The organism is Vibrio maritimus (assembly GCF_021441885.1).
GTDB lineage: Bacteria > Pseudomonadota > Gammaproteobacteria > Enterobacterales > Vibrionaceae > Vibrio > Vibrio maritimus_B.
The window spans coordinates 15,266-40,227 of the sequence record NZ_CP090440.1; the positions used below are offsets into that span (position 1 = coordinate 15,266).

Annotated in this window: 17 protein-coding genes and 3 pseudogenes; 14 read left to right on the top strand and 6 right to left on the bottom strand. The window is 45.9% G+C overall.

Going from position 1 to position 24,962, the window contains the following annotated elements; all coding sequences use genetic code 11:
• Positions 1-7: 7 nt before the first annotated feature.
• The 3 genes and pseudogenes from LY387_RS25430 to LY387_RS25440 all read left to right on the top strand — a co-directional run bounded on the left by LY387_RS25430 (position 8) and on the right by LY387_RS25440 (position 2,364).
• A complete protein-coding gene (locus LY387_RS25430) occupies positions 8-853 on the top strand; it encodes a hypothetical protein (RefSeq protein WP_234498061.1) in 846 nt (281 codons plus the stop codon).
• A gap of 232 nt (positions 854-1,085) precedes the next feature.
• Positions 1,086-1,981 (top strand): annotated as a pseudogene (locus LY387_RS25435) (IS5 family transposase).
• Positions 1,982-2,040: 59 nt separating this feature from the next.
• A complete protein-coding gene (locus LY387_RS25440) occupies positions 2,041-2,364 on the top strand; it encodes a hypothetical protein (RefSeq protein WP_234498062.1) in 324 nt (107 codons plus the stop codon).
• Positions 2,365-2,703: 339 nt separating this feature from the next.
• On the opposite strand, the gene LY387_RS25445 is transcribed toward LY387_RS25440, so the two are convergent.
• Positions 2,704-3,708 carry an IS110 family transposase gene (locus tag LY387_RS25445; protein WP_234498063.1) on the bottom strand — a complete coding sequence of 335 codons (1,005 nt, stop codon included), beginning with the start codon at positions 3,706-3,708 and terminating at the stop codon, positions 2,704-2,706.
• Between the two features lie 122 nt (positions 3,709-3,830).
• On the opposite strand from LY387_RS25445, the gene LY387_RS25450 reads away from it, so the two are divergent.
• The 3 genes from LY387_RS25450 (at position 3,831) to LY387_RS25460 (ending at position 5,487) form a co-directional block, all read left to right on the top strand.
• A complete protein-coding gene (locus LY387_RS25450; protein WP_419153494.1) occupies positions 3,831-3,968 on the top strand; it encodes a Hok/Gef family protein in 138 nt (45 codons plus the stop codon).
• A gap of 592 nt (positions 3,969-4,560) precedes the next feature.
• Entirely contained in the window at positions 4,561-5,151 is a 591-nt protein-coding gene (locus LY387_RS25455) for a DUF2913 family protein (RefSeq protein WP_234498065.1), read from the top strand.
• 6 nt (positions 5,152-5,157) lie between these two features.
• Positions 5,158-5,487 carry a DUF723 domain-containing protein gene (locus LY387_RS25460; protein ID WP_234498066.1) on the top strand — a complete coding sequence of 110 codons (330 nt, stop codon included), beginning with the start codon at positions 5,158-5,160 and terminating at the stop codon, positions 5,485-5,487.
• Positions 5,488-5,489: 2 nt separating this feature from the next.
• Here LY387_RS25460 and LY387_RS25465 read toward each other — a convergent pair whose 3' ends face one another.
• The gene (locus LY387_RS25465; protein WP_234498067.1) at positions 5,490-5,684 is read right to left on the bottom strand and encodes a hypothetical protein; all 195 of its coding nucleotides are present in this window, start codon (positions 5,682-5,684) and stop codon (positions 5,490-5,492) included.
• A gap of 607 nt (positions 5,685-6,291) precedes the next feature.
• Between LY387_RS25465 and LY387_RS25470 the strand changes: the two genes are divergently transcribed.
• From LY387_RS25470 to LY387_RS25500, 7 genes and pseudogenes are all read left to right on the top strand, one after another.
• Entirely contained in the window at positions 6,292-7,086 is a 795-nt protein-coding gene (locus LY387_RS25470) for an iron-containing redox enzyme family protein (RefSeq protein ID WP_234498069.1), read from the top strand.
• The gene (locus LY387_RS25475; protein ID WP_234498070.1) at positions 7,079-8,356 is read left to right on the top strand and encodes a pyridoxal phosphate-dependent aminotransferase; all 1,278 of its coding nucleotides are present in this window, start codon (positions 7,079-7,081) and stop codon (positions 8,354-8,356) included. Before LY387_RS25470 ends, LY387_RS25475 begins: the two co-directional genes overlap by 8 nt.
• Before the next feature lie 117 nt (positions 8,357-8,473).
• Positions 8,474-10,228, top strand: a complete 1,755-nt coding sequence (locus LY387_RS25480) for an FAD/NAD(P)-binding protein (RefSeq protein WP_234498071.1) — start codon at positions 8,474-8,476, stop codon at positions 10,226-10,228.
• Positions 10,229-10,244: 16 nt separating this feature from the next.
• Positions 10,245-10,766: a cupin domain-containing protein gene (locus LY387_RS25485; RefSeq protein ID WP_234498072.1), complete on the top strand. Its 522-nt coding sequence runs from the start codon at positions 10,245-10,247 to the stop codon at positions 10,764-10,766.
• An 8-nt stretch (positions 10,767-10,774) separates the two neighbouring features.
• Positions 10,775-11,521 carry a sulfite exporter TauE/SafE family protein gene (locus tag LY387_RS25490; protein WP_234498073.1) on the top strand — a complete coding sequence of 249 codons (747 nt, stop codon included), beginning with the start codon at positions 10,775-10,777 and terminating at the stop codon, positions 11,519-11,521.
• 26 nt (positions 11,522-11,547) lie between these two features.
• Positions 11,548-12,141, top strand: a complete 594-nt coding sequence (locus tag LY387_RS25495; RefSeq protein ID WP_234498074.1) for an O-methyltransferase — start codon at positions 11,548-11,550, stop codon at positions 12,139-12,141.
• Between the two features lie 134 nt (positions 12,142-12,275).
• Positions 12,276-13,011: pseudogene (locus LY387_RS25500) on the top strand (IS6 family transposase).
• A gap of 199 nt (positions 13,012-13,210) precedes the next feature.
• On the opposite strand, the gene LY387_RS25505 reads toward LY387_RS25500, so the two are convergent.
• Positions 13,211-14,407, bottom strand: coding sequence for a DUF1501 domain-containing protein (locus tag LY387_RS25505; RefSeq protein WP_234498075.1), 1,197 nt, complete (start codon positions 14,405-14,407; stop codon positions 13,211-13,213).
• A gap of 63 nt (positions 14,408-14,470) precedes the next feature.
• Complete coding sequence (locus LY387_RS25510) at positions 14,471-21,454, bottom strand: DUF7594 domain-containing protein (protein WP_234498076.1); 6,984 nt, start codon at positions 21,452-21,454, stop codon at positions 14,471-14,473.
• Between the two features lie 598 nt (positions 21,455-22,052).
• On the opposite strand from LY387_RS25510, the pseudogene LY387_RS25515 reads away from it, so the two are divergent.
• Positions 22,053-22,858 (top strand): annotated as a pseudogene (locus LY387_RS25515) (integrase core domain-containing protein).
• A gap of 404 nt (positions 22,859-23,262) precedes the next feature.
• Here the strand turns inward: LY387_RS25515 and LY387_RS25520 are convergent.
• Positions 23,263-23,685, bottom strand: a complete 423-nt coding sequence (locus LY387_RS25520) for a hypothetical protein (RefSeq protein WP_234498077.1) — start codon at positions 23,683-23,685, stop codon at positions 23,263-23,265.
• A 512-nt stretch (positions 23,686-24,197) separates the two neighbouring features.
• Positions 24,198-24,944 carry a twin-arginine translocase subunit TatC gene (gene tatC / locus LY387_RS25530; protein WP_234498078.1) on the bottom strand — a complete coding sequence of 249 codons (747 nt, stop codon included), beginning with the start codon at positions 24,942-24,944 and terminating at the stop codon, positions 24,198-24,200.
• Between the last annotated feature and the right edge of the window lie 18 nt (positions 24,945-24,962).

Sequence of the window (24,962 nt, forward strand, 5' to 3'; positions counted from 1 at the left end):
CAATGTTATGAGTATAAAAAACTTAATATTGATAGTGAGCTCATTGTTTGGGATAAGCTCTTTTTCTTACGCCGCTGTAGATTTTGTCAATATTCTTAATTTGCCAACGTCTGATATCAATAAAATCGAATCTTCAATGGCAAGAAGCTTATTAAAACAACAGAGTTCTATAATAACTAAACGCGGTTCAGTCAAATTAACGACCGAAGAGAAGGCCAAAATTGGAGGGTATACAACCACACCTGCAAACTATGATATTGCTTTTGATGACCCTCTATCGGGTGATTTAACAGGACTAGCTAATAATATAGCTTTTCGTAATGCGACTAAAAAACTTCCGGGAGCTCAAGGTATTGATATATACAGCGCCCAAAAGATTGGAACTAATGGACCAAAACCAGAAGAAGGCGACTATGTTGTTGCAAATGGCCGTCCATGGTCATTTACATCAAATGAGTATACAGCAGGTCGATTTGGTCAAGCTAAGTTAAGTGACCCTGTAGCATCGCCCACTGAGCAAGTCGCTATCTATAAAGTTAACGCATATAGTGCAAAGCCAATTGGTGGCATTAGCACTATTTCTAAAGAAGTTGAGTATGTATATCCATCAGGTTCTGCTTTTAGAGTTAAAGGAGTTACACAGTCTACATTAAAAAATGGTAAAATATTTTCTGAAATAACATTGGTAGAGGTTGATGCTGTCCCCATTGATGCAACCATAATACATTACAAAGGAGGAATGCCATTAACGAAAGAGGCAATCGAAGCTGTTGATATTCAAATTAGACTAAAAACAATTGAAAGTGAAGAAGCTGAAATTTCAGGTGCAACTTGTAGAAATTTCGTAAGCTAGCGGGCCTTTGTTGAAAAACTTCGTGGCGAAATGAGTTCAGCGTTTCAACGGTCACCTTGGTTAACATTTTTCGGAAGTCATCAAAATCAGATTCAGTCTTAATTGACTTTACTGCTTCACGAGCAAAAGCTTCAAGTGCTTTCTTATCCATATGGCTTTGTTGCGTAAATCGATGGAACTAAATCCGGAAGTTACGAGCTGATCGGCTACATCAGTTAATCACCGTAGCCTTATGCCAAAACCTCGTTACAAAACAACTAACTGGAAACAGTACAACAAAGCCCTAATCAACCGTGGTTCACTCACTTTCTGGATTGATGAGGAAGCAAAGCAAACAGAGCAAGCGCGGCAGGCCTCGTCGATTCAACGACCTAGCCATTACTACTGCACTGATGGTAAAACGCGTTTTCTCTATGCCATTGAGAGCGCTGCAAGGTTTTCTAGACTCAGTATTTAAGCTGGCTAACATACCGCTTATTTGTCCGCATGACACCTGTATAAACCGTCGAGCTAAGGAAGTTGAGATTTCATTTAAAACTAAAACCAGAAGTGCGATACAGTACCTGGCCATTGATGCCACTGGTCTCAAGGTTTATGGTGAAGGTGAATGGAAGGTCAAGAAGCACGGTGCTGACGGGAAGCGTAGAGTCTGGAGAAAGCTGCATTTAGCCGTCGACACCAGTACTCATGAGATAATAGCAGCAGAACTAAGTTTATCCCATGTCACTGATGCAGTAGTCCTTCCTAATTTGCTCAAGCAAACACGTCGACGAATCATCGAGATATCTGGAGATGGTGCTACAACACCAAGGACTGCCATGATGCCATACGGATTAAGCGAGCGGTTCCGCTTATCCCACAAGAGAAGGGGCAGCCTTCTGGGAACAAAGACATCCTCGTAATTTAGCAGTGGGTTGCCAAAAGCTCTACGACTCTAACAAGAAGTGGAAAAAACGGTATGGTTATCACAAGCGTTCGCTCTCTGAAACAGCCATGTATCGTGTGAAGCAGTTGCTAGGTGGGAGGTTAAGCCTGAGAAACTACAATGCTCAGGAAACCTACGCCATGATTAAAGCGTTTAACAAGCTTACAGGGCTTGGTATGCCTGAAATTCAGTTTGTTGTTTAAGAATTACTCAATTTCGGACGGTTTGATTTTCTGTCCGAATTACGCAACAAAGCCACTCTATGTCTGACTACATCACCAAAGACAGTCTATTTGACCAGATGTGTCAATCGATCTTAACCAGTGACTTTCGGATTTCCTGGGCAGATAAGTACCCCGTAAGAGAAAAGGTTCAAGAGGCCATTGAAGATATCAGCAATGAACTTGAAGCTTGGGGAGTAGACATCATCAAAAATGAAGAGGGTATGCTCATCATCGATATGCCAGAGCCAGTACAAACTCGTCAAAAATACTCATGCCCTCAGTGTGCGGTTAACGTCTGGGGAAAAGCAGGATTACACCTTATATGTGGTGATTGCCAGGTAGACTTTGTTGTCATTGACTAACAAAAAGATTTAGAATGGTGGCGGGTGCTTTTGGTGATCTATCAAAAGCATACAGCTGGCGGTAGATAAACAATCTATGGTCACCCCTTTTTTGCAATACTAATATTTAGACATTATCGGTTTGCTCAAATCTATCCGGCATCAATGTAAGCTAAGAGCTAGTGCCTCGATGAGTTATGCACCTGATGTATCTTCTAAAACCCCTCGGCTTCGAACGAGCCATTTTGTTTATTAGATTTTACATCAGGTCAATTGACCTGTTATGACATCAATATAAGTCTTCGCAAAACTAGGTAAGTAACTAAATTATAAAATTAAAACATCTATTTTAGTAATGAATTAACAGTAATAAGCCTTTTTCTCTGTAGTGATGGCCCATGCAATACGAGCAAGCTTGTTAGCTAAAGCGCAAGCTACAACATTGGAATGTTTCTGTGTTAATTGCTTTCGCACCCAATCAGCGAGATGCCCCTCTTTCGAGTCCAAATGCATCATATAAGTTCGAGCGCACTGTACTAGTAGCATTCTCAATGTCTTATTACCCCGCTTACTAATCCCAAGCAAGGTACTTCGCCCGCCGGTACTGTATTGCCTTGGGACGAGTCCAGTTGAAGATGCAAAATCTCGTGAAGTGCGATATTGCTTACCATCACCAAGTTGGGCAGCTAGTACACTGGCGGTAATAGGTTCAACACCAGGAATAGACAATAACAACTGACTTGCTTCGTCTTGCTTTAAGATTTGCTGTAAAGATTTTTCTATGTCTTTAACTTGTTCAACAAGATACAAATAATGAGCGTGCAATTTCATTAATAGTTCAACTATATATCTTGGCAGATCATTGTCTGCAAGAACCAAGGATAGTCTTTTGATCACAGCAGTGCCTCTTGGAAGGCTGATACCGAATTCAAGCAAAGCTGCATGCATTTGATTGGTCGTTTTAACTTTATCTCGAATGAATGACTCTCTAACTTTAACCAAAGCTTTCATTGCTTGTTGCGTTTCAGTTTTGGGAGCCACAAAACGCATTGATGGTCGAGAGGCTGCTTCACAAATAGCTTCAGCGTCAATAAAGTCATTTTTATTACTTTTGACAAAAGGACGAACAAATTGCGGCGAAATCAACTTAGCTTCATGTCCTAACTGCTGAATTTTTCGAGCCATAAAGTGGGCTCCAGCGCAAGCTTCCATTACGACAGTTGTTGGTGGAGTGTTCGCTAGAAATTCAAACAGTTTGGTGCGAGTAAATTTTTTATGGGAAATCTTTCTGCCAGAAGAGTCTTGGCAATGAGCGTGGAAAGAATGTTTACCTAAATCGATTCCGATTAATGTGATGTTGTTCATGATGGTCACCTCATTAACCCCGAAAGTTCTAAAACTAACGAGGTTTAAGTATGTTCCGCAAAACGATCTTAGCCTCTATTGCGATTCATATCAAGGAAGCAATACGTATGCCAAGAAATAAAATGGCTCTACTGGGCTTAATGGTCATTTGCATGACGATTTTGTGTTTCACATGGATGGCCAGAGGGTCACTGTGTGAGCTTCACTTCAAGGATGGATACTCCGTTATTTCAGCGACGTTTGCCTACGAATCAAGATAGTAGCTGGACAAAGGGAGCGTTCCGAACGCTTCCCTTGATTCAGTCTTGTTTGGTACATGCCAATAGCACCCATATCCAATACACTCCTTTGATATAGAGCTATCGACCATTCGATGCTTCAAACATTGACTCAATAATCCAGTATTGAACACAGCTGGTCGGACTCATATAACATGCAAAAGTGTTTGAATCTTATCGCGGAAGAATACCTGAAGCGCTATTTAATACCATGTGTGATGAAGAGTTCGGACTCGTTGACCCCCCACCATCCCCTCAAGTAACTATAAGGATGTTCTTATGTCTGGGTTACAGCCAAAAATAAGCAGCAAAATGCAGTGGTCTCTCACTACCGATGCTAAATCACTACCTTACTCGCTTTATTGACCAATACCAACGTGTGCAGACTATCGCCCCACTGATTAACTCTCCATCTTGACTGATCCACCGTTCAGGTATCCACATCATGAATAGTAGCAATAACATTGTAATTTTTAACCATACTAGTATGAATAAGAGTCATTTTTTGTCTAATATTCGTTTAAGCGCCTAGTCATATACTTTGATATCTCTCTTAACAAAACTTATCAACGCTATGCAAATCAGAAAAGACTTCGAATACCATAAAAATCTACACAGCTTAATAAGCAGCGCTTTACTCCACCTTTTGTTTCAAGTCTCAACCTCTTCTCGCTATGTTCCCGTCACAAAGCGAAATGAGATTTTACTGAAATACCTCAAACCAAAGCTCAATGATAAACGTTTGTCCAATATCAAGAAAGACATCAGACTGATGATCCAAACCGCGAGAAGTAAGGGAAGTAATTTAGAAATGAAACTGTATGAGCTAAACGAAAAAGCCAAGCAAACTAAAATTGCGGGAGCCGAAAAGCTCTATTCGTTACTGGTCTATCTCTACGATGAAGAGCGAATTGAATCCCGCTTATATGAAGAAGGTCAAACAGCGGAGCCAAGTATTCTATACCTATTGGAAGAGCACATCGACCACTATTTTGACCATGATGACTCACAAATTGCCCCCTTGTCTATGTTGATACAGCTAGAGCGCGCTCCGGAGCTCATTAATGTGATTAACCAACATGGCTGGTTCATCGCCGAAATGAAAGAATGGAACAGTGACACACTCCAAGCCCACCTACTCCTCCATCCAGCGACGAAGTATTAAATCGTCATGATGAGCAAGGAAAAAAGAGCGGCACAATTTTTAGCTAGGGCCAAAGAAAAGTTTGGGGACCTCTATGATTACTCAAACATTCAGTACGAGCACAACCGCGTACAAGTGACCATCATTTACCCTCATCATGGAGAATTCCGGGTACTGCCGAATAACTTTCTGGCCAGAGACATCGGTTGCCCTCATTGTGGACGAGAAGCCGCAAGGCGGAAAAGACGAGAGAACTACAACAAAAAAAGAGCCATAGATGCCTGCGGGACAAATCAGTTCAATGTCCGCGGTTATCAAACTCAACATCCTGACCTATTGAAAAAAATATTTGAGTAATCTCAATGACGCAACGCCGTCACTTTGGAGTCAACATGAATATAAACCAGGTCGCAATACAGCTCCAACTTAGTACCTTGCTGATGCGCCACTGCTAACATAAAACGAGCCATACAACTCAAGGTTTCTTCTGTCCCTAACTCAACCAACGCCTCAACAATGTGTTGATAAAACTGCTCTTTCTGTTTTGATTTCATCGGTCCCAACACCTTTTGCTCAACACAGTCATCTTACCAAGCATCGCTCTACAAGCATACTCATTTATATGCAATGCACTTATGATAACATCCTCAATATCAACGGTAAATTAATGATTCTTAACTACGTTATAAGCCCGTCTGTACCCCGTCAAACCCCACTTACAAACACCTGCAGAAATGCCAAGGGCAATAATAACAATTGCTTTAATACAAATGCCACCACTGGGTCTTACTAACTTTTTAGAATATATAATTCTAACTCATGAGCTTTGAACCTGATAATAATGGCAATAAACACAGAAACGGATAATAGAATGAAAATGATTCACCAAGCATAACTCAATATTTCCTCATTTGAATAAGCCTTCTATACGTTGTTAACTTTCGTTAACTTAAAACTATATCTGATATGGATTACTATATCACTCAGCTGTTAGCCGCGCTGTGTATAATTTAGTGTTTAGTACGCCAAGCTAAGACTATTGCCAACATTCAACCGGCGATAAGAAACGCATTTATCGAAGTGAATCGATATTTCTTAATCCAAGTCAGTTGCACTACGGTGCCGAACACAATGTGTAAACCTCAAAAAAGGAACGGAATAATGTCAGTTGGAAGCACACTACATATTGAACGTCTGGATAACTTTCTCGAAGAGCTGGAAACAAACCAAGTATTTGATAACCCTTACTTCAACTATCTTTCCAAACAGGAATGGACCCCCGCAACCTACGCACTTTTTCGCGCGAATTTCTTTTATCGCACAGAGTTGACAGTGAAAGGAATCGCTCATGTCTGTGCACGCTCTGCTTCAGTCAACGACATGGATACGCTGATTTTGTTTTCATACATTCTTAGCGAAGAAACCGGCATGGGAAACAAAACCCACTGCCACGAAGTATTTATGGAAAATGCACTTAACCTTTTTGGTTCAGTTGAATTTGACCTCCCCCCACTCAGCGTGCGGCAGGCTAGTAGCAGTCCGTGCATTCTCCCCGAAACACTTGCATACCGCGAACGCATCCAGGCGTTGATCACGGACAGCTACCCTAGGATGCTGGGGGTCGCAGTGGCGCTAGAAACCCATGCGGACAAAATGCTGACCGCATTTAGAGAGGCTTTCCGCCTGAGCCGGGATAAACTCGACGCCGATAGATACAAAAAAGAAGTGGAAGTGTATTTCAATGCCCATGTCGATAACGGTGTTGAGGAGCGGCATGCTGAAGATGCACGCCAATGTGCTATCAACAATTGTAAGTCAAAGGAAGATCTCAATGAGATTATGTACGGCGCGATAGAAATGCTGAAGATACAACAAACAATGTGGCTTGCAATGTACCGCAAAACACTGGAGATTGACCCGTCAACATCCCTCCAGCAGGAGGACTCTTATGTCTAACACTGCCTATTCAGACACTGCACTCAAGCTGCGAGACTCCATCACACATGGGACAAAGGCAAAAATTGCCGCTATCAACAAAAATGCAAAGAACGGTGAGGAGGTGATTGACCTGAGCATAGGCACCCTCGACGATCTGGCTGACGACCGGATTGACCAAGCTGTGATCAACTTTATTAAAGAGCAGCCTCGTACTCTCCATGAATTCGCTCCCGTGGCCGGATTCGACTTCCTGCGCCAGTCGATAAGTGGGCGGGTGCAACGCCTGCGGGGGATACACTACTCCGCTGAAAACGAAATTATGGTGACCCCCGGTGGCATCAAGGGGGCGATTACGGTGGTCTTCCATACTTTTATTAATCCAGGGGACGAGGTGATCGTCCCTCTGCCAAATTGGCCTCACTATGCAGACATGATTGAGCTGCATGGGGGGGAAGTGAAAGGCATTATGGTTACCGACTTCTTTGAGAAGGGGCTCAGTCCACAGACACTCGATGCTGCCATTACAGAGCGGACGAAAATGGTTATTCTCAGCGACTGTGTGAATCCATCTGGTAAAATTTACAGATACAATGAGTTGACAGCACTAGCCGAAGTAATCGCCAAGCACAACCAACACCGCAAACAAACAGGCCGTCCACAGATTCAAATCTTGTTCGATTGCCCCTACGAGTCACATATCCTGAAAGGACCAGATACTATCTCACAAATAACAATTCCACTGGAGCAAGGCGACAGCTACTCGATGAGAGACTGTACCACCCTCGTCTCTGGCCCAGGAAAAACCTACGGAATGCACGGCGATCGGATTGGGTATATCTGCACCCCGTCTGAGCATCTCTCGCTGATGACAAAGGTGCAAGTGAACTTGAACTCGTTTGCATCCACCTATGCACAGGTCGCAACGCATGCCGCCATGCAGGATTATATGGATGAAATCGCAACGGCGAGGGCTATCAACTCAAGAGCAAACTTGAGCGATTTCATTGAAAAGTTAAACACCATTCCTGGTGTTCGGGTTCCTACTCCGGAAGGCGGCTTTTTCATTTTTTCCGACCTTTCAGAATACGGCAGCCAGATAGAAAGTGCCGGATACGATAGCGCCGCAGACTTTATACTTGATCGCGCCCACGTCGCCTCAATCGGCGGCATGCATTTTGCTGAAGAGGTACCCCAGCTTCGTCACTTTATTCGCATGAATACTGGCCGTTCCATTTCCTGCCTTAGCCAAGCCGCCGATCGCATTGAGACGGCCCTGCGAGCCTTGTAGCTAAGTGTGCCAACACCCCGACTAGAAACCCAACTTCAGCGACCAAAACTGTGCTTGGTACATTCATCCCGCGGGAGACTGGCGCTATACAGGGATATTTATTTCGAGAGAATTGTTATGTCAAACGCAAACAACATCAGGCTATGTATCGTCGGTACTGGTTTCTCGGGCACCGCAGCCTTGTTTCATCTCGTCAACAGCCTGACGGAAAAAAGAAATGCCATCCCCACAGTGGAAATCATTACCATTGAAGAGCGCAAAGTAAATGGCCCTGGACTACCCTATGCGCCGTCCGAGTTACTTCCCAGCCATCTTTGCAACAATCAGGCTCGGGTGATGTCAGTGCATAGCAACGATTTTTGTGACTGGATGGCTGAAAATCGGCTCCGCCTGCTCCGAGATTACCCCTTCTTGGTGAAAGAAACACACCCTGTGTTTTCCCAGGAAGAATGGGAGCCTGACCCAGATGCCTTCTACCCCAGAGCACTATTCGGCATTTACTTACGAGACCGGTTTGAACAAACAGTGGCCAAAGCCAGCAAGTTCGGGGTAAAAATCGAAACGCTGAATGGCTTCAGGGCTATCGACGGATTTAGAAAATCCAGCAAGTTCAACATTGTGCTGGAAGAAGCCGAAAGCGGGCACACCAAAATCATACCCCTGGTAGATAAAGTGCTATTATCTACCGGTCACTGGGTTCCCGACGAAACTCGTTCACCGGATACAACCAGTACTTTCCTCGACAGCCCTTACCCCTACTCCAGATTGAAGTCCTATTTCAATAACTGGTCTAAAAATCAACAGGAACAGCCTTTGCGCGTTTTTGTGAAAGGTATGGGGCCAAGCGGTATAGACGCCATCCTATCATTGGCGGAAAACGGTACATTTACCTACTCCACCCGCGGCAACATCACAGCCTATACCCTGCCTGAAAATGAAGCTCCCTTCCAGATACTAGCGGGTAGCCGCTGTGGTTTTTTTCCTGCGGTTCGGGGGGAGTCCGTAGACTACACCTTCAAATATCTCACCAAGAATACGTTTTGCGAACTCGAAGGTGCCCTAGAAAGAAAAATCGGTCTGTATGACATTCTATCAATGGTTGATGCAGAGCTGAAGGAGGCAACCTCAGGGGAAATCGGCTGGCAGAATATTGTAAAGCCCGACTTTAACAACGCCTATGAAAAACTCAGATACGACGTTGCCTGCCCGGAAGTAAACGATAGAGTCCATACCGTATTGCTCAAGGCCCGTCGAATGAAATTCTACCGTCACCTGAATGCAGCTGAAAAAGAGATCTATGACAGGGATCTCGATACCCATTTTATTCGCATTGCCGTTCCCATTCCGAGGCAGAATGCAGAGAAGCTTATCGCCCTGTATGAAGCAGGGGTGCTTGATTCTGTCAAAATGGGATATGGAGAGTCGCAAAACCCCTGTTTCAACGGACACGCATACGATATCAAGCATGAAGAGCATGCAGATGAGAAAACGCAACAGCAAACCAAGCATGCCGACGCAGTGATCCGGGCATCAGGTCAAGATTTCAAGCTTTCCCTGCATCCATCTCGATTGGTATCAGCGTTGGTTGAGCGCGGGGAACTACTCGCCAACCGCGAAGGCCACTATGCCACAGGAGGGGTTATGCTCGACAGCGATGAGTCCTATGTGGTGATGTCTCGCTCTCCCGCAACCGGCAAGCCTGTCCCCTCCCCCCACCTATCTTCCTATGGCGTATTGACGCGCTATTGGCAAAACGAACGCAACTTCTCCGCGGCTTTTGTTGAAGCAGCATTATGGCTAGCCGAAACATGGACGGAATATTGCATTGTGCAAAGATCCTCCAAGCAACCCTCATCAACGAATTCCAATTGATAAAGGAATAGAAACAATGGAAATGAAAGAGTTCTATTACGAAAACGGAATCAGGGTCAGCCTGTTCAACCTCGATCATGAGGCGGTTCCCTTCCACTTTCACCAGTCCGTTTCAGACATGATTTTCTGCTCTAAGGGTACGATACAGATCGAGTTACCCGAAAAAAAAAAGGTGTACACTGTTGCCCAGGGCAACGTTTTCCAGATTCCCTCTCGTACGAAACACAGGTTTGCCAATGGAGAACAACATGGGCGACAAAGCCGCTACGTGCTGATGCAGCTAGGCAGCTTCGATATAGAGTTTGAGCAGGATACGGAAAGCATGCAGGCACTACTGCCTAGCGCTAAACCGAAGCACGAATCAAAAACGCCTATTTACATTGAAAACCGCAAGGCCGATATCCAAGCGCTCGCTAGCAGGTTTGCCAAAAACAGGCCGGAAGCACTTACCGAAGAAGAAAACAGAGATGTCGTCATGGCATTGGAGTACTTTGCAGCAAAGGGGGTGGAATCTGTGTATTCCGACGAAAAGGTTTAAGTAGCGTGATGGGGTACAGCATCGAAATTATCTTCTTCATCATGCTGGTCTTTGCAGTTGCCGGCGTTATCAAAGGCGTGGTAGGTCTTGGCCTGCCACCCGTTGTATTGGGTCTGCTCACCACTGTAGTTGGAATCCACCCTGCGATGTCTCTAGTTGCCTTACCAGCGTTTATCACCAATGCCTATCAGGCCATGGCTGGACACTATGCAAGAACCCTGTTCCAAGAGCACTGGGCTTTCTTTTTCTCCGCCACCCTTTCCATCGGTGCTGGGTGCTGGTTAACACTAAAAGTGGAGCCCAGCTACATATCTCTAATTCTGGGGGTATTACTTAGCCTGCATGCCATTGCAGGTCTATCCAATTTCCGCGTTATCATCCCCCCTCAATGGAAAAAAGCCTTCGGCGTTGCAATGGGAACCTGTAACGGCATATTTACCGGTCTGACTGGGTCATCAGCTGTACCTGGGGTTTTTTACCTCCAATCTTCAGAGCTACCAAAAGAGCAGCTGGTGCAAGCAATGGGAATTCTATTCACTTTTTCTTCCGCTGGATTAGCACTCGGGTTGTTCTTCCAGAACCTGCTGACTCTCTCGTCAAGTGCCCTTTCAATTGTAGCACTGCTACCTGCCATCGCAGGCATGTTTATTGGCGGGCGAATCCGAAAGCGGCTTTCTGTGGTTATGTTTCAGCGGTTATTTTTTATTTCACTGTTCATGCTGGGTGGATATATAGCAATCATCCCCCTTAGCTAAACGACAAAAACGTATGCGAGCGATGAATGACAAATATTAAAGCACTGCTGAATGAACTAGAAACCAAAGGCATAGAGAACGATCTCCATGTAGCTGAGCGGCGGCAGAAATACCTAAACATCACCAAGGGTACCGGTGAGTTTCTCAGCGTCATGGCAAAATCCATCGCCGCCACCCGTATCCTCGAAGTCGGCACATCCAACGGCTACTCAACCATCTGGCTGGCATCGGCTCTGAATACGCAAGGCCATGTTACCACAATCGAATACAATCTGGAAAAAGTAGCAGAGGCGAGAGAGAACTTTGCCCAAGCTGGGCTGGAGGACCGCATCACCTTGATGGAAGGAGATGCTACCCAGCTTATTCCATGCCTGGAAAAGCCTTTTGACTTGGTATTTCTTGATGCAGAGCGCGATATCTACCCCAGCATTATCGAAAATATTATCAGACTCACCAGACCTGGCGGCTTGATTGTTTGCGACAATGCAATATCCCACCAGGAAGAGCTGACGCCTATCATGGAATATTTCTGTCACCTCGACGGATTCACAACCCACTTGGTACCTGTAGGTAAGGGGGAATTCGTGATACATAAAGGCACTGCCGTTTCGGCTTCATAAAACGCTTCTACACTTCCTTATGACTTTACTGGACCAGTATAATCAGGAGGCCAACAGTGTTCAAATATGCTTGTTGCAGAAAATCAGCGTTAAGCGGAAACTGTCATCGTCTGTAGTAATAATTGGTTAAATCAATGACGAACGAGTTTAAATGGAAACACTTTGCTCCAGAAATCATCTTGTGGAGCATTCGATGGTACGGCACTACTCCAATAAGTTAGGCCAACCTCAGCGATATGCTGCAAGAGCGGGGGGATCTCAGTAAATCGTTCGACTATCTACCGTTGGTTTATTGAGTTTGCGCCACTACTTCGTAAGAAAATGAGGCGTTATCAAATGATTAATGCAGACTCTTCCTAGCAGCTGGATGAAACTTACGTCAAAGTGAAAGGTAAATAGCTTTGCCTTTATCGAGCCATCAACAAGCACGGCCAAACACTGGATTTTTATTTCTCTCATAAACGCAATTGCCATTCAGCTTATCAATTCCTTAAACGTTGTCTGCGTTATTACCTTCTAGAAAAACAACCGAAAACTTTAAATACAGATAAACCTTCTTCTTATGGTCACGCGACAGCGAAACTCAAGAAAGAAGGTCGATTACGACACGATGTTCAACAACGTCAAGTGAAGTATTTAAATAATGGTATTGGTTCTGATCATGCACCTATCAAAAAGCGTATTATCGTAGAAGGTGGATTCAAACGTCGACATCGAGCTTGGTCAACGATTCAAGGTTTCGAGTCACTACGAATGTTGAATAAAGGTCAGCTAGATTTTTGGTTGAGAACGAATGAGCCGAAGGCTTTAGCACGGAAGCGCTCCGCTTTCATGAATCATTTGTTCAATGTTAAGGTGATTTCTAACTAGAAATGGAAAGTGAATAGTCGAGGCTCGCTTCTCATCATTTTTTTGCAACAAGCCCTGCAACAACGTCTTCTAATCCCTCGCAAACTAAGTGTGCCTGTTGCACGAGTCTACCACGACCCAATTTATATTTGCGACATAACCAAAGTTAAGTCAATAATAAGCTCCTCCTTCCTTGGAGAAGCCTATTAATACATTCTTTTTAGGAAAGCAGGTCTAACAGCTCGACATTCAACGGAAACTGAGCATCCAGATCCGTGCCCAGCAACCCTAATCGGTCCCGAAACGCCAGGTGCAGATGGGCCGGTCTCAATATGACCCCATTGGGATCCGGTTCCAAGGTATCGGGATTGAGCTTGACCGCCTTAACTTGGCCATCAGTCGCACCAATCACCCGGTTTCCAGGGAAACGTCGGCTCCACACCATTGTGCTACCTACGTTCCAATGGTCTTTTCCATTTTGACTATTGTAGTAGGGCGTCCGGCCAAAATCAGAGCACAACAAAATGGTGGTGCGATCCGCTACCCCTTGACGCTCTAATTCAGCAATCAGATGATTCACTGCATTAAAATAGCTCATCAATGAATTGTGTTGACGCGAGTCATTACTGTTATGGGTATCAAAGCCCCCAAGTTGGATCTGAGCGGAATTTGACACACCCGCGGAAAACGCGGCAGCCGCGATCTCGGCTTCTCCTTTTGCACCAGAAGACACGCTGTCAGGCAACGAATCGAGTAGCCTATTAAGCTGAGCCGTATCCGCGTGACCTTCGAGGTATTCTCGCATCGCTCGTCTGTCATTCACAGTGTTTAGCCCCGCGTCCACCTGAGCGGTACTAATCTTATGCTGAGACAGCACCTCTTCAGTTACCTCATTCGGCAAGTAGCGAAAGGGCTTCGCCAATCGCTCCAAAGTGGAGACACCGTTTAAACGGGAAGCGGACACAGAGCCCCCAGTCACCGTGCTTCCTGAACCCAAATAGTACGCTAAAGGCTTGCCCTGTCGATCCATGGCAGCCAACAGTGCAGCAGTATCTGGTTGAACCGAGCTGCCACTGCCAGACTTACCCGTGCGCCTCCCGACGGGATGCGAATTGGTGGCAAAATTGAGACCGTTATAAACACGGATATCCCGGTAATGATCTTTGAAAAACGTGTCCATATGATCTTTCCCGGTATGACTCGAGTTAAGCATAGGGGCATAACGAAGGTTCCCCACTTTACGAATGTCCGATACTGAATATCGATTGATGACACCTCGGCTTTCGCTATATCGGATATCTCCTTTGGGGTCGCACACTGAGGTAGTGTCCCACCCCCCAGCCGCGATAACGGTAACGAAATAGCTGTCGCTCATACCTGCCGCCATTGCCAATCGGAAATTACCTAAGCTGAGCAAAGCTCCGCCGGCCATAAGACCTTTAACAAAATTTCTTCTGTTCATTTCATTGTCCTCAGAGTCTTACTCATAGAAAAAGCGCTGATCTTTCAACAGATACATCATCAAAGCGATCCAGCTCCGAGTATAAAAGTGAGAGTCATAATCCACATGATCTTTAGTATACAGCTCTTCATTGCCCATCAGGTGTTCGTGAGCACGGCAATCTGTCGGCAACCTAGCATCCACGTCGCCGCTATATACCAGAGTACGCCCCATCTGCTGCACATTACGAAATAGCTGATAGGCCTGCTCTACCTCTTTCCTGTCACTCTCAACATCCTCATTCTCGCCATAGAAGCGCCACATCAGGTCGGCGATAAGCTTGCGAGTGCGCTGCTCATCTTCGGCCAAGGGGCGGAAGGCCAGGTTATCCAAGTTTACGCGACCATCATTACCCACCTTAACTAGGCGGATCTGATGGCTACCTTTTTCCAGATAGAGCGGCTCAATCTTAGCATTTTGCCAACGCGCCCCGCCGCCAGTGCTTTGAAGCTGTATCTCTTGGATCAACTCATCGTTTATCCACAACTCCACATAGCGGTCATTAGAGGCGTTAAAAGCGTAACTCATGCTCAAGTCATAAAGATCGTCATACTCCAGGTTGATATCAAAACTGATGGACTGTTCTTGGTCTGTTATCGCAACATAGCCACGACCGGTAAATCGTTGAGCACTAACGGTCTCAAATTCAGCCCCTCCGCTCAATTCGCCATCCTCTAGCTCATAATGCTTGCGATAACCGTCGGCACCAAAATCGCCAAAGATAGAACGATCATTCGACGCTTGAGAGAACTCGAACGACACCATCTGACAGGAGAGATCCGCCGCTAGGAAATTCTGGATCCCGGCGCTGACACCGTTCAATCGGTAATCACGCTCGGTCGTGGTGACATCGTCAATCCCGCCATACATCAGATTGAGTTTCTCGGCATCACGATGCAGCCAACGATAGCCACCACGGTAGCGCCAATCCCGTCCAAACAGACTGGTGATCTTGCGATCCAGCATGTCCGGAGTCAGCATCAAACGGCTGCCACCAAAGCGGTTGAACCTCTGCGTATAGTCAGTGAACACCAACTCACGGATCAGGGCTTTTATACTGTAGCCACTAGCTTCAAAACGCTGTGCCAGCCTACTCAAATCTTGCTGCTGACGCTGGTAGTCGCCCGCCAAAGAACCATCGGCATTCACTTCATCCACAGTGATCAACTCATGGCCAGTGATTGGCATAAATAGATGTTTCACCATAGCCCGCGCAAAACGGGGATCTTCAGCGGCACGCTCAACCACCCAAAGTAGAGGCTTCTCTTGGTAATAACCCGCCTCTTCGCCGTTAAAGCCCACCGGCAAGAGTCTTCCCAACGGCCAATCGCTAGACGACAAGTTAGCCTTGTAGCTAGGGCGATCTTCCCCAATCCAGTGCTTAAACGCCGAGGCAACCGGATCCATCACCTCATGGCAACCGGTGCATGCTGGATTGGTCAAGGTCGCATTATCATCCTCGAGGTCATCACTGCCCGGGCGATCCCCACCGATGGCCATAATGTCGGTGTCTAGGAACTTCTCATAGAAGTGCGCGGCACGAGCCCGGTTGATGTTGGTTGCCGTGGTAGGATACGTCAACAAAAACGCCGGATTGGTCAATACCCCAGCCTGCGGATGAGTAAGCTTCACAGGTTGAAAATCCTCCGGATCCCAAGGGAAATCTGGATACTGAGGGTTGTCAAGTTCACGGAAGCTCAGTTGATCCGCCACCCCGTAATAGGACGCCGAAAAGAAGTTCACCATGGTGTACTCGGCAGTCAGGATCCTGTTGAACGGTTGGTCCGTAGTGATGATGTGGCGGATCAATGCCGAAGGCTCCCGTCCCAAAGCCAATTCAGTCTGAGCTCTGAGGTAGTTTCTCAGCGTAGTGTTGCCATTGGCGGCGTTTTCAAACCACTCAAAATGCCCTCCATTGGCGGACGCAATGTTCCGACCACCGCTGCGTAAATCCGGCGTACCACGGACATTAAGCAAGTCGTTGAACACCTCCTCCACACGCAACAAAAAGCTCTCCTCCTCCAGTAAGTCGGTCAGTAGTGTATCAATGGCGTTGCCGCCATAATTGCGCACCTGTTCCACCTCTTCGTTGAAGGGCTGACGGCTAACCAAATTCTCGGTCATTTTGTAGTAGAAGCTTTGCGCTTCCCAACTCGTCACTACGGCATCCAAACCGCTATCGCTACCGCCAGAAGGAGGGGTGCCACCACCGTTACCGATAAACTCCTTATACGTCCACTCGTACAGTTTTTCGGCACATTCTCGATCACACTGGCCTGGGTTGCCCAATGGCATATTGGTCATCAAGTACTCGATGATGTCTTCCCGAAACAGCGCATCCAAAATGGGAATATCCCCGTTACCATCTTCACCATGACAAGCGGCACAGTTAAAGTGCTTCCAAAGCTCCTCACCATCCATATCCCCCACTGGAGGCTCTTCGCCACCTCCATTATTTCCGTCACCATCCTTGTCGGATTCATTGGGGCGTGTATACAGTGACAAGATCTCTGCTGGGCTCAACACACGGCTGTAGAGGCGTAATTCGTCCAAAGCAGAATTATTGCGAAATTCGTTCAAATCCAACTTAGTTAAGGTAGCTGGAGTAGTGTGGCTCGCGGTCTTGACCTCGACACCATTAACATATGCCCTAGCCTTATTATTCGGTTGGCGCACATAGGTAATGTGTACCCATTCTCTATTGGGAATTTTATCAACCAAAACAAAACGTGAGCCACTACCAGTCCCGATCCTCATATTGCGGTTACTTGCCACGTGAGCAAAGAGACCACCATTCGAATCTTGGTAATTAAACAAACGCTGACGGTAGTTAAGACCGTCTGCAGAATAGAGCCAGAACGACCAGGTCATGCCATTCGTATCAAGATCCATTTGCTCCTCTTCAGACAAACGACGAGCAATTTTGTAACGTCCTGGGCGCAAGGCATCATTCACCGCCCCATCTTGAATAAAGGTCTGACCATTCAAGGGTAAATCAAGCCCGTTACCAGAACGGTCCACCACTTTGAAAGGGCTGGGAGTGTCGAAGTCCCAGAACAACTCAAGCCCTTCATTAGAGACCGACTGAGTCGGAACGCCATCAACAACCACTGAACCGTCTGGGCTGTAGGTAACACCATTATTCTGATCAACACTGACTATACGTACCTCTAGCTGACCGCCGTACTCTGGAGAAAACTCAAAGCTACGTTCCTCTGGCTCCAATTCCAGCACCGTTTGCCAAGGGCTAACTTCCGGCTGCAGGTAGCGATACTGGATGTCCTGCCGCTTCAGGTTTTTGGGATGGATAGGCCTAGCCTCCACCCAACGATAGGAAGGTAAATTGTTCCAAGTAACGCTGTCTTCACTCCAGTCGTTATGTTCTAAGCGCGCAATACGAAGCCTTCTCCATGGCCCCGACGAAACGTTTCGAACATGAAGTTTCAACTGAGCTCGATCAAAATCTGCAAGTTTGACGTCTACCAAGTCAAATTTAATTGCTGCTTTACGGTTATATTCAGAGCCCCCGGACACGTATTTGAGGTAAAGATTCTCATTATTGCCAAAGTTAGTATTCGGATTCTTTTTGTGCACATGTGCATCAGCAACGGTCTGTACACTGATTTCCACACCCTCACCATTTGTAAGCACCAGCTTTGGAGCCAAGCCGGACTCTTTGCTAGAAAGTTGCACAGTAGAATCTCCGTCGCTTGACCGAGACTCAATCTTCACAAGAAGACTAGTAATATCTTCTAGCTCACTGTAAGGAATATCGAAACTGATCCATTCTCCCAGATCATCACTGGTAATGTCCCGACCACTGAAATCGCCCTCATCAGTGAAGTAATCGAAGTGGCCAATCAGAGTATCTTTATTCTCGACATCCAGTAATGCCCATGAGGCCGACGGGATCTCACCCGGCTCTGGCTCGCCACCATCCGGAATCTCAGGTGGATTAAACTCGGCCCACCGTTCCTGCCAGAGGGTACGAGCAGTCTGCTCACCACAAGGCCCATCGCAGTACATCGGCATGGCTTTCACTTTCTGGACCAGCTGGTCAAAACCGGCAGTGAACCAGGTTTCGGCTATCGTCTTTGTTGCTAGTCCGGAGCTCCCTTCACCGTGACAGCTGGCACAGCTCTCATTGAGCACTACGTCGCCAACATCCGTTACCATACGCATGTTCCAATCGATCCAGACGACCTCACCCGCCTCCCTTAGGATCACTGCACGATCCAAAGGTGACGGCAAGGCGCCGTAGTCGTAACCAAAGCTCACCACATAACTGCCTGGAGGTAGCTTGATAGACCTTACCTCGCCCCAGGTCAACGTCACTTTCTGAGTATTGTTACCTTGTCGGATGGAGACTTCGGTTTCCTCCGAAACCAAACCAAACGGACGCTCCGGCGCCTGTAACACCATAGTGGCAGTGTCTGTATCACTGCTGTAAGACCAGTCCAAGCTCACTCGATCACTGTCGCTTTCCAAAGTAAAGCTTTGGGCCGCGGGTTGCGGATACCAACCAGCGACCGTATCGAGCAGCAACTGATACTCCCCTGCTGGCATACCATCAAAACTCAAAGCGCTGCTGTTCCAATCCATGTAAAAACGGCGCTCTTCGCCGTTCGGTTGGAGCAGGCGGCCATGGATTAGCTCACTTTCTAATGCCAGATCCGGCAATTGGGGAACATTCAGAATAACTCGGCTGTCGCTCACAGCGTCCGCCTCATAACGGATCCGATACAGCACATTTGCCTTGTCATCCGACAGCAGCAACGAACCGTCCGCCATCGGCAACAACTCCATCGGGCGACCAATACAGGCATTGTTCAAACAGGCGTAAGAATCAACGTTGTCAATGTCCTGCATCCAGCCTTGAACCAAACTTCGTTCATGTGCCACTCGGGTGGAGTCCTCAATGGTCAGCATCCTCAGCTCCAACGCCGGACGCACTGCCTTTTGTCCATTACCATGAGTAGCAAACAGCAAGTGATGTTGATTAGCTTTGCTAGGGAATCCATCCCAGAAGACCACACCCAACGGAGCACTGTTGGTTTCCACCTCGAATGCAGTCGCCACATAGTTATCAGGATAAATCTCAGCAATAGTCAAGTCACTGAGAATAGCCTCGAAAGGCATATCCACACTGTCCTGATCCGCTTCCTCCTCCGGCAAAATACCTATAGTGTCACGGCCAAACACATAGGGAGTGCCGAAGTGCTCACCCCGCTGGCTGATTCGATTAATTTCATCTGGGTTATCCATCCCCTGACGATTGTTGTCAGAGAACCAAATCTCGCCACTTAACGGGTGCCAATCAAAACCCACTGAATTACGGATCCCTTTCGCCATCACTGTGGTCTCTAAGCTATCCAAGTCGATGCGATAGAGGGTACCGTAAAGCTCATCTGGCATAATGCAAACGTTGCAAGGGATCCCTACAGCGGTGTAAATGCCGTTATCGGAAGGGTCAAGTGGATTGAATTTGATGGGATGCTTTTGGTGCCAGACTCGGAATCTAGGCTCCAACCCCTCCCCGTTATCCGCAGGATAGGTGTAAATCCGCTCTGCGGCCGGTAGAGTTTTGTAGCTTCTGTCGATGTCTTCGATACGGTAAAGCCCGCCAACGGTACTGTAGTACAAGCTACCGTCTCGATAAGCGACACCATGAGGTTCCTCTAACCCAGTGGCGACCACATAGGCATCGCCCGCTTTGCCTGTTTCGGCGTCTAGCTCGATGGCATACAGATGACCAGAAAGAGTATCATCATCCAAAGGGATGGCGCTGGAACCGACATAGAGGACCCCGTTGCCCATGGTCATCTGACGGGGCTGATACAGGCCTTCATAGAAAAGTTCGACGCTAACACCAGGCAAAGGCTCTAACAAGTCCGCCTCCACCGGTGGACGGTAGGTCAGCGCGTACTCACTACTGTCCTGCTCTTCAGACAAAGTCAAAACCACAGGGCTGTTATAAGGTACATAACCTTGAGCCGAATGCATCAGTATCTGGTAGTCGCCTGCATTCAAATCACTCAGAGTGATCGTTGACCCCCACTCCCCCTCAATCGCAAAAACTTCGCCGTTCACTGAGTTGACAGCCCGTCCAGTCACGACCTCCCCTTCAAGCTCGGGCACTGGTGCCTCCGGTAAACTCAATGCCAAGCTACCCACGGGCTTCTCAGGAGGTGGTTCCGTTGCCTCCTCCAGTTTCAACTGATAATCAGCGCTCGGTGCCAGAACCCGATTTCGACTCGCCTCTGGAACAGGAACAAATTCACCGGTTTCAAACACCAGCTGACCTGATACCATAAGTTCGCTCTGCTCATTGAGGCAGATGGCGAGCGCCTCAGACCACAAGGTTTGAGCACTCCAAGCACTATCGTCTAGATCACAAATAAACCGCTCAGTCTCAACACCGCCCCGACTTAGCAACAGCTGGATCGGTGCCCTCTTTTCCAGGGAGGACCACTGGGGCCAAAGGACACCAATCTCCACCAAGTCCAAGGCATTAGAAATCAATTCAAATTCATAACCGACATCCGGCGCCCATACCTTGTTGTCACTGTTATGGCGCACTTCTGATATGGTTCCATCAGCATTCTTCACTCCTACCTGGATCTCTCCGCTATTTCGATTAACGCAACGGGCGGCCTGTTTTGCCCAAACAGCCTGTTCCTTCCAAGAGCTCGGCCAAGTGTGGCAATAAAACTCTTCAAGAAGAGTGCCACTTTTGGAAAGCTCGATTTTGTATGGAGCACGATGTTCTATCTCCCCCCATTGGTATCCTATCCAATCAATCTCGGTATTCAGCCCCCCGCTATCAGCGGAGGAAAATGCTGGCGTCAGTAATAACGCCGCCACGAGCAAATTATTTGCCCTTAATATAGAATGCTTCAAATTCACTAATTCATTCCACAATAAAATATCAAATTGAACCAGCACCGAAATCGAACAACCCATGCTCAAACCACAAGCAACAGTTATGCACAATCAAAATAACAAGGCCAAATAGTTAGCCTTGACACCTCAATCCAAAAACTCACAGCTAAGTGACTATTCAACTTGGGCGAACCATAGCCCTCGCTTCAGGCTGAGCTTCTGGCCTCTGTTAACCCGACCTAACTCAAATTAACGGACTCTTACAGGGTGTATATCTAAACGCCCACTTGGACATCTTGCACTCCGCAGCAGACCAGCAATAAGATTTTCAACCCAAAAGGGTATGTAACACCAGTTACACAAGCCCAGCCACCGAAACTAAATTTCTTTTTCTATCAATAACTTACATGAAATTACACAGTAACACCGCAATATAACTACCAGAATTGCAATAAAAACAAGTTCCTAACTAAGTAAGCAGCTACTTTTCCACAATACACCGACTCCAAAAATGCAGAGGTGGCAAACTCATTAGCACTAAAGGCTAATCATGCACACGCAACTCCATCAAGCGTTTCTGTCACCTCCATTAAATTCAAACGAACCTATGTACCCCCAAAAACTGGTCGCTAGCAATTAGAGTTTTTCCTTTTACGTTCAAACAAACGGAGAACGCATGATGAAAAAATCACGCTACACAGAAACGCAAATCGTAAAGATCCTGAAGGAAGTAGAAGCTGGTCGAAAGGTCAACGAAATCTGCCGTGACTACGGAATATCTAATACGACATACTACAACTGGAAATCGGTCTGGAAGCGCCAGATGTAAAACGACTAAAGAGCTAGAGGATGAGAATTGGAGGCTCAAACAAATGGTTGCCGACCCCAGTTTCAAGCACTATATCGTTAAAGATATTCTGGAAAAAACTGTAAAGCCAGCGGTTAAGCGAGAGCTTGTCGATTACGCTCGCAAACAATATCAGATCAATTTACGCATGGCCTGCCGTGCAGTTGGCAAGCGACACAGTCTATCGCTATAGACTAAGTTCTCATCGAGATGGTGAGGTTATAGCGAAATTACAGAATGCAGTAGAACGTTATCCTGCGTACGGGTTTGGCAAATTATTTAAAGTGCTTAGACGTTGGGGACACCGGTGGAATACAATTCCGCTGGTATGCCCGTGAAATACTGGCAATTTAAGTGGATTAAAATCTGCCAGCTCCACGAATCATAAGGATACAAGAGCGTATTATTGCCTGACGAGAACTGCTAAGTAAGCTACGTATGGATAGTGGACTGGAGTTTATCCGTCCAGACAAACCAACGGAGAACTCTTACATTGAACGATTTAACCGAACCTATCGGACAGAGATACTCAATATGTATTTAAAATCCTGAGCGAAGTCCGATAGCTGACAGAAAAATGGATGAAGGAATACAACGATGAACGCCCTCATGACTCACTCGATGATTTGACTCCCTAGAAGTACTTAGCAAGGCACAGAAAGTAGGATAAACTCTAATTTAGAGTACCACTAAAACAGGCTTTTCCTTAGACCTCGCTCTACGCTCCAAAGCTGGTGCAAATTTGATGACCCAACGGTTAGTGACGGATTCACTCCGGCTCCCTCTGTACCTCTACAATCTCGCGATAACTGAGCTTGTAAGCGAGATAGTAACGAACGGTTTCCAGAATAACTTCTGATGGAAAGTGGCAGCATTTAGCCATTATAATTAAAAGTGTTAAATAGAACTTGGGCAAATCTTAACCTAAGACAAAAAGCTTTACGACAAAACTCGCCGCCACAATATTGTGTCAGTACAACAATTTCATCTATCCATTTTTGCCTAATAAGCATTCCAAATTATTTTTAGTCCTTAGTGCTTTTTAGAGTGGGTGACTGACGTTTATATTAGCTTTTAGTGTAGTTTTTACTGTCCGGCCATCGCTTGGTCTTTCGCATTGCTCTATAGTGGTGAACACCATTTCCAATGGTTTAGCATGTTCAGGACATATTTTCTCGCAATCACTTTTATCTTGCCACTGATCGTTATAGTAAGAGCACTGGCATTGGTATATCGCGACATACCTAAAATAGTGTTGTTCTTGTAACAACCTTTCTATTACCATATCACTTTTTTTGGCGTCGGTGTATTTTTTCCACTTTTTGAAGAGTGGGATAATGAATATAGCGAGTGATAAAGCAACAGAGAACACTAACAATAAGTAGTCGTTTTGGTAGGCCCCAAACATTGCAATTATTAACACCGAACCAAAGATGATAGTGTATTCCCATTTTTTCCAAAACATGGCATCTACTCTTTACTTAACTAACTGGGTATTTATAGCATTACTAATTTTATGTGTACATATTTATTTTTTACACTCACCATAGGTTAATGTTATATGGTGAAAGCCTATATATCATCTTGAGAGTAACAAACTTGGTTTAGTTTATTTTCGGCTTCGTTTTAATGCCATTACCCTCTTTCAGACCCTATATCGCGTCTGGAGCGAATAACCATTTTCAATTCTACTCCAGCATGAAGAAGCATCTCAGTACTACTAGCTCAAGAAAGAGATATCTCAAAAGCAGGTTTGCAAGCTAGATCTTCAGCTAAGAAAATTGAAACCATCCCTATGAATCGCACACTTTAATGAATGGTTGTTACTCCTACTCTTATTTAGCTGCAACATTAATCTGGCATAGCAGTGCTAGAAGAGAGAGGCGACCATTACATCAAAGCTAGTCTTAGCCTTCATAATAACCCCTTATTAAGCGAACAGATAAAATGCAAATGTTTATTTTGCTAAGAGTGAGGTTACTCTTCCTCGGGCTCTACCTCACTTTGCCGAGTATAGAATTGAGCAAAGAACAAACCAATCTCAAACAACAAACACATCGGAATCGCCAATAGAGTTTGTGAAATCATATCTGGCGGCGTAAGTAACATACTAATGACAAACGTAGCAACCACAACGTAAGGACGTTTTTGCTTCAAGCTTTGAACATTCGTTGCTCCGGTCCAACAAATCAGAATAATGGCAACGGGCACCTCAAATGCAACACCAAACGCTAGGAATAACGCTAAAACAAAATCTAGGTAACTAGTGATATCTGTCGCAAACTCTACTCCACCAAGCGATATGGTAGTGAAGAAACTAAATACTAGTGGAAACACCACGAAATAGGCAAATGCCACACCGCAGTAAAAAAGTAAAGAGCTTGAAAACATCAACGGCATAATGAGTTTTTTTTCATACTTATAGAGACCGGGGGCAACAAATAACCATACCTGATACAAAATAAAAGGTACGGCAATAAATACCGATGATATTAGGGTCAGCTTTAATGGAGTGAAAAATGGCGATACAACGTCAGTTGCAATCATCGTTGCCCCTTCTGGCAGCTTTTCAACAAGCGGTTTAGACACAAAATCATAGATATCACCCGAAAAATAGACCAAGGCTAAAAACACTACCATCACTGCAACCACAGCACGCAACAAGCAGTGTCTAAGTTCAAGAAGGTGATTAATCAAAGGCTGTGTCTGTTTAATAGATGGCATGAAAACCTCGAATAAAAT